This is a genomic window from Mesorhizobium sp. M7A.F.Ca.CA.002.04.1.1 (genome assembly GCF_004022805.1).
Lineage (GTDB): Bacteria > Pseudomonadota > Alphaproteobacteria > Rhizobiales > Rhizobiaceae > Mesorhizobium > Mesorhizobium ciceri.
Genome location: NZ_RZPL01000373.1, coordinates 1 through 5,475, shown reverse-complemented (window position 1 = coordinate 5,475; position 5,475 = coordinate 1). Strand labels below are relative to the sequence as shown.

Here is a 5,475-nt window from a genome sequence, read left to right as displayed (position 1 = left end):
GCTTATGCCCTGACGCTCGCCGGCACCGACACCTTCGTCGGTTGCGCCGGCCTCAACACCACCGATCGCGGGCTGGAGCTCGGTTACTGGATCGGCGAGCCGCACTGGAAGAAGGGCTATGCGACGGAAGCAGCGCACGCGCTGGTCGATCTCGCCTTCCAGAGGACGTCGATCCAGGTCCTGCATGCCTCGACGCGGGTCATCAATCCGGCCTCGCGCCGCGTCATCCACAAGTGCGGGTTCCAGTATGCCGGCCAGGGCATGCTGAACTCGATCGTCGCCGGCCAGGTTCCCGTCGAGCGCTACCGGCTCGATCGCAAGACCTGGACCAGCCTGCGGAACTGGGTGCATTTCTGATGGATGACGACGGTCAAACCAATGGTCGACAGCAGCGATATTGAAACGGCCGCGATCGCGCCGATGACGCCTGGGGATATCGAAAGCTTTCATCGCGCGCTCGATGTCGTAGCGCGTGAGCGAAAGTACTTGTCCTTCCTTGAGGCGCCACCGCTGGATCAAGTCAGAAGTTTCGCAATGGATCGTATCGGGAGAGGCGATCCGGGGTTCGTGGCCGTTGTTCGTGGCGAGGTCGTCGGCTGGTGCGACATCTCACGCCATGATCGGCTCATCCATGCCCATCGCGGCTCCCTCGGGATGGGGATTGTTCCTCCCTATCGGGGGCGAGGGCTTGGACTGCGGCTCATCAATGCAACCTTGGCGCAAGCGCGCAGGGCCGGTTTCGTCCGCATCGAACTCTCCGTGCATTCCGACAATGCTCGCGCCATCTCTCTCTACGACAAGGTCGGGTTTGTCAGGGAGGGCGTGCAGCGCGATGCCGTCCATGTCGACGGGGAATACCGCGATACGATCATGATGGCGATCGTCGAACGCGAAAACGCCGCCAGATGAATGGCCATCAGCCCAGTTCGACCCACACCGGCAGATGGTCCGAGCCGACTGCCTTTCGGTCGACCCACAGACGCTGCAGGGATCTGGCAAGCGAAGCGCTGGTAAAGATATAATCGATGCGCTTGTGCCGGCTGGGATCGGTGGGTTGCTTGGGATCGACCCAACTGATGAGATCGTCGCCGGTGGCGTTCAGCCGCAAGGCGGCATCGACGGCGAAGTCGGCGGTCAGCGGCATGCCGAATTCATGGTCCGGCCGGCCGGCGAGTTCGACATATTCGGGTGAGCCGGCCAGCATGTTGAAATCGCCCATGCCGACAAAGGCTTCGGGATGCGGCAGTTCCGGCAGGCCGATCTCGGCGACGCCGGACAGTGCTCCGCCTTCGAGCGCATAGTTCAGCATGCGTTGGCGCAGGAACTGGATCTGGCTGGCGCGTTCGAGGGGGCTGCGGTGATCGAGATGGATGGAATAGAAGCGGATGAAACCAAGCGGCGTCTCGATCAGCGCTTCCAGCGCGCCGCGCTGGAAGTTCATCATCTCGAAGCTGCGGCTGCGCGGCAAAAGCAGGTTGCGCGACAGATGAATGGGCGTCCTAGACAGCACCATGTTGCCGAGCTGGAAGGTTTTCGTGACGGCACGGCCGTTGTCGATGTGCGAACCGATATTGGCCTCGAAATTGCTGCCATAGACGGCGAAATAGTCGGGCAGCGCCTCGCCGATCTCGGCGACCATGTCGCGGCCGCCATTCCGAGGATTGTTGCGGGTCACCTCCTGCAAAGCGATCACGTCGGCGCCGCGCACGGCATCGGCGATGCGCCCGACATCGTACTGCCCGTCGAGGCCGATGCCGTACTGGATGTTGTAGGTTACAAGCTTCATTCCGACGTCTCTCCGGCCAACCCCACATGGCCATTGTCACAAAACGGCCTCGCCCTTCGCCGCGCCTTGGTTTAGAGCAAGGGCCAAGGTTTAGAGCAATGCCGCAAAGCCACTAGTAGAAACTGTACAATCTCATGAAATTTCTCGATCAAGCCAAGGTATACATCCGCTCCGGTGACGGCGGCGCCGGTTCGGTGTCGTTCCGGCGTGAAAAATTCATCGAGTTCGGCGGGCCGGATGGCGGCGACGGCGGCCGCGGCGGCGATGTCTGGCTGGAGGCGGTCGACGGGCTGAACACGCTGATCGACTACCGGTATCAGCAGCATTTCAAGGCCAAGACCGGCGTCCACGGCATGGGCCGCAACATGACCGGCGCCAAGGGCGCCGACGTCACGCTGAAAGTGCCGGCCGGAACGCAGGTGTTCGAAGAAGACAACGAGACGCTGATCTGCGACCTGACCGTGGTCGGACAGCGCTTTCTGCTGGCCAAGGGCGGCAATGGCGGTTTCGGCAACCAGCATTTCAAGACCTCGACGAACCAGGCGCCGCGCCGCGCCAATCCCGGCCTGCCGGGGCAAGAGCTCAACATCTGGCTGCGGCTGAAGCTGATCGCCGATGCCGGGCTGGTCGGGCTGCCCAATGCCGGCAAGTCGACATTCCTGGCGGCGGTCACCGCAGCCAAGCCGAAGATCGCCGACTATCCGTTCACGACGCTGCATCCCGGCCTCGGCGTTGCCCGCATCGACGCGCGCGAATTCGTCATCGCCGACATTCCGGGCCTCATCGAAGGCGCGCATGAGGGCGTCGGCATCGGCGATCGCTTCCTTGGCCACGTCGAGCGCACGCGTGTGCTGCTGCATCTGGTTTCGGCGCAGGAGGAAAATCCGGGCAAGGCCTACAAGACCGTGCGAGCCGAGCTCGACGCCTATGGCCATGGCCTCACCGACAAGGTCGAGATCCTGGCGCTTTCCCAGGTCGACACGCTCGACGCCGATGCGCGCAAGAAGAAGGTCGCCTCGCTGAAACGCGCTGCCGGCCGCGCGCCGATGCTGTTGTCGGCGGTCACCGGCGAGGGCGTCGAGGCGGTGCAGCGGGCGCTGATGGCGGTGATTGCTGAGGCGCGCGCGCAGATCGCGGCGCCGGTCGAGACGCGCTGGGACAAATAGGGTCATGCAGTCGCTGAGAAAATATCGGCGCATCACCGTCAAGATCGGCTCGGCGCTGCTCGTCGACCGCGCGACGGGCCTGAAGCGCGACTGGCTGGCTTCGCTCGCCGACGACATTGCCGGGCTGGCCCAGGGCGGCGCTGAAATCCTCGTCGTCTCGTCCGGCGCCATCGCGCTTGGCCGCACCATCCTTGGCCTCGGCAAGCGAGCCCTGAAACTGGAGGAGAGCCAGGCGGCGGCAGCCGTGGGACAGATCGCGCTGGCCGGCGCCTGGTCGGACGCGCTCGGCAAGGGCAGCCTGAAATCGGGCCAGATCCTGCTGACGCTCGGCGACACCGAGGAGCGCCGCCGCTATCTCAACGCGCGGGCGACGATCTCGACACTCTTGAAGATGAAGGCAGTGCCGGTCATCAACGAGAACGACACGGTGGCGACTTCCGAAATCCGCTACGGCGACAATGACCGGCTGGCGGCCCGCGTCGCCACCATGATGGGCGCCGATCTTTTGGTGCTGCTTTCCGACATCGACGGGCTCTACACCGCGCCGCCGGCGCGCGACCCCAACGCCAAATTCATTCCGGTGGTCGACCGCATCACGCCTGATATCGAGGCGATGGCGGGTGCGGCCGCTTCCGAGCTGTCGCGCGGCGGCATGCGCACGAAGCTCGATGCCGGCAAGATCGCCACCGCCGCCGGCACCGCGATGATCATCACGTCGGGCACTCGGCTGTCGCCGCTGATGGCGATCGAACGCGGCGAGCGCGCTACTTTCTTTCGGCCGAGCAGCAACCCGGTCAAGGGCTACAAAACCTGGATCGCCGGCCAGCTCGAGCCGGCCGGCCGGCTTACGGTCGATGCCGGCGCCATCGGCGCGCTGCTGTCGGGCAAATCGTTGCTGCCGGCCGGCGTCAAGCTGGTCAGCGGCAATTTCTCGCGCGGCGACACGGTGGCGATCCTGTCGCCCGAGGGCCGCGAGATCGCGCGCGGGCTGGTTGCCTATGATGCCGCCGATGCCGTAAGGATCGCGGGCCTGAAGACGGCCGAGATCGAAACCGTGCTCGGCTACGAGGCGCGTTCGGCGATGATCCACCGCGATGACCTTGTGGTGAGCCATTCGGGTGACCAAGTACGGGCCGGCGACCAAACAGGGGCCGGTGACCAAGTCACGGTCGGTGGCGATGTAAGCGGAGGATGAGCCATGCTGAAACTGCATGAAAAATCCGGGGATGACACTGTCGCGCTGATGGCCGATATCGGCCGGCGCGCCCGCGCTGCCGCCCGGCCGCTGGCCATTGCCACAACCGCCGCCAAGAACGCCGCACTGCTGGCCATGGCCGAGGCGATTGTGGCCCGTGAGCAGGACATTCTCGACGCCAACGCCATCGATGTTTCGAATGGTCATGAATCCGGGCTTTCCACCTCCTTCATGGACCGGCTGAAGCTCGATCCGGCGCGCATCCGCGCCATGGCCGACGGCATCCGCGAAATCGCCGCGCTGCGGGATCCGGTTGGCGACGTGATCGCGCAGTGGGACCGGCCGAACGGTTTGCATATCGAGCGCGTGCGCACGCCGCTCGGCGTCGTCGGCGTCATCTATGAGAGCCGCCCGAACGTCACCGCCGATGCCGGCGCGCTGTGCCTCAAAGCCGGCAATCCGGTGATCCTGCGCGGCGGTTCGGATTCGCTCAATTCTTCCGCCGCCATCCACGCCTGCCTGGTCGAAGGGCTGAAGCAAGCGGGCCTGCCGGAGGATGCCATCCAGCTGGTGCCGACCACCGACCGCGCCGCCGTCGGCGAAATGCTGAAGGGGTTGGGCGGCAACCTCGACGTCATTATCCCGCGCGGTGGCAAAAGCCTGGTCGGACGGGTGCAGGCCGAGGCGCGGGTCCCGGTCTTCGCGCATCTCGAAGGCATCTGCCATCTCTACATCGACCGTTCCGCCAAGCTCGATATGGCTGTCAGGATCGCCGTCAACGCCAAGATGCGACGCACCGGCGTCTGCGGTGCCGCAGAGACGCTGCTGGTCGACCGGGCGGTTGCCTCCACGCATCTGGTGCCGATCCTTGATGCACTTCGCGCCGCCGGCTGCGAAATCCATGCCGATGCCGAGGTGCTGAAAGTGTTTTTCGACGCCAAACCGGCGACCGATGCCGACTGGATCACCGAGTATCTCGATGCCATCATCGCGGTAAAACTGGTCGACGGTATCGGTGGTGCGATCGAGCATATCGAGACGTTTTCCTCGCATCACACCGAGGCGATCGTCGCCGAGGATGCGCAAGCCGTCGAGCGGTTTTTCAACGAGATCGATTCGGCGATCCTGCTGCACAACGCATCGACGCAGTTCGCCGACGGCGGCGAATTCGGCATGGGCGCCGAGATCGGCATCGCCACCGGCAAGATGCATGCGCGCGGACCGGTGGGCGTCGAACAGCTGACGTCGTTCAAATACCGTGTGCGCGGGTCGGGACAGGTGAGACCTTGAGCGCTGGTCTTACCCTTCCCCTTGTGGGGAGGGTGGCG

6 protein-coding genes are annotated in these 5,475 nt (G+C 64.6%); 5 read left to right on the top strand and 1 reads right to left on the bottom strand.

Annotated elements, in window-relative coordinates; genetic code table 11:
• Positions 1-357, top strand: a 357-nt coding sequence (locus ENZ75_RS19340) for a GNAT family protein (RefSeq protein WP_164887869.1), incomplete at its 5' end; no start/stop codon positions are given.
• A gap of 21 nt (positions 358-378) precedes the next feature.
• Entirely contained in the window at positions 379-909 is a 531-nt protein-coding gene (locus ENZ75_RS19335; RefSeq protein ID WP_027163447.1) for a GNAT family protein, read from the top strand.
• A 7-nt stretch (positions 910-916) separates the two neighbouring features.
• Here ENZ75_RS19335 and ENZ75_RS19330 read toward each other — a convergent pair whose 3' ends face one another.
• Positions 917-1,786 carry an endonuclease/exonuclease/phosphatase family protein gene (locus tag ENZ75_RS19330; protein WP_013529066.1) on the bottom strand — a complete coding sequence of 290 codons (870 nt, stop codon included), beginning with the start codon at positions 1,784-1,786 and terminating at the stop codon, positions 917-919.
• 134 nt (positions 1,787-1,920) lie between these two features.
• Between ENZ75_RS19330 and obgE the strand changes: the two genes are divergently transcribed.
• The 3 genes from obgE to ENZ75_RS19315 are packed head-to-tail and all read left to right on the top strand — an operon-like array spanning position 1,921 to position 5,437.
• A complete protein-coding gene (gene obgE, locus ENZ75_RS19325) occupies positions 1,921-2,952 on the top strand; it encodes a GTPase ObgE (RefSeq protein ID WP_013529067.1) in 1,032 nt (343 codons plus the stop codon).
• 4 nt (positions 2,953-2,956) lie between these two features.
• A complete protein-coding gene (proB, locus tag ENZ75_RS19320) occupies positions 2,957-4,147 on the top strand; it encodes a glutamate 5-kinase (RefSeq protein ID WP_013529068.1) in 1,191 nt (396 codons plus the stop codon).
• Positions 4,148-4,150: 3 nt separating this feature from the next.
• On the top strand, positions 4,151-5,437 hold the full coding sequence (locus tag ENZ75_RS19315; protein WP_063169216.1) for a glutamate-5-semialdehyde dehydrogenase: 1,287 nt from the start codon (positions 4,151-4,153) through the stop codon (positions 5,435-5,437).
• Positions 5,438-5,475: the final 38 nt, after the last annotated feature.

Coding starts and splice junctions, on each gene's coding strand:
- ENZ75_RS19330 (WP_013529066.1), bottom strand. CDS start 1,786: ATGAAGCTTGTAACCTACAACATCCAGTACGGCATCGGCCTCGACGGG.
- ENZ75_RS19335 (WP_027163447.1), top strand. CDS start 379: ATGGTCGACAGCAGCGATATTGAAACGGCCGCGATCGCGCCGATGACG.
- ENZ75_RS19315 (WP_063169216.1), top strand. CDS start 4,151: ATGCTGAAACTGCATGAAAAATCCGGGGATGACACTGTCGCGCTGATG.
- obgE (WP_013529067.1), top strand. CDS start 1,921: ATGAAATTTCTCGATCAAGCCAAGGTATACATCCGCTCCGGTGACGGC.
- proB (WP_013529068.1), top strand. CDS start 2,957: ATGCAGTCGCTGAGAAAATATCGGCGCATCACCGTCAAGATCGGCTCG.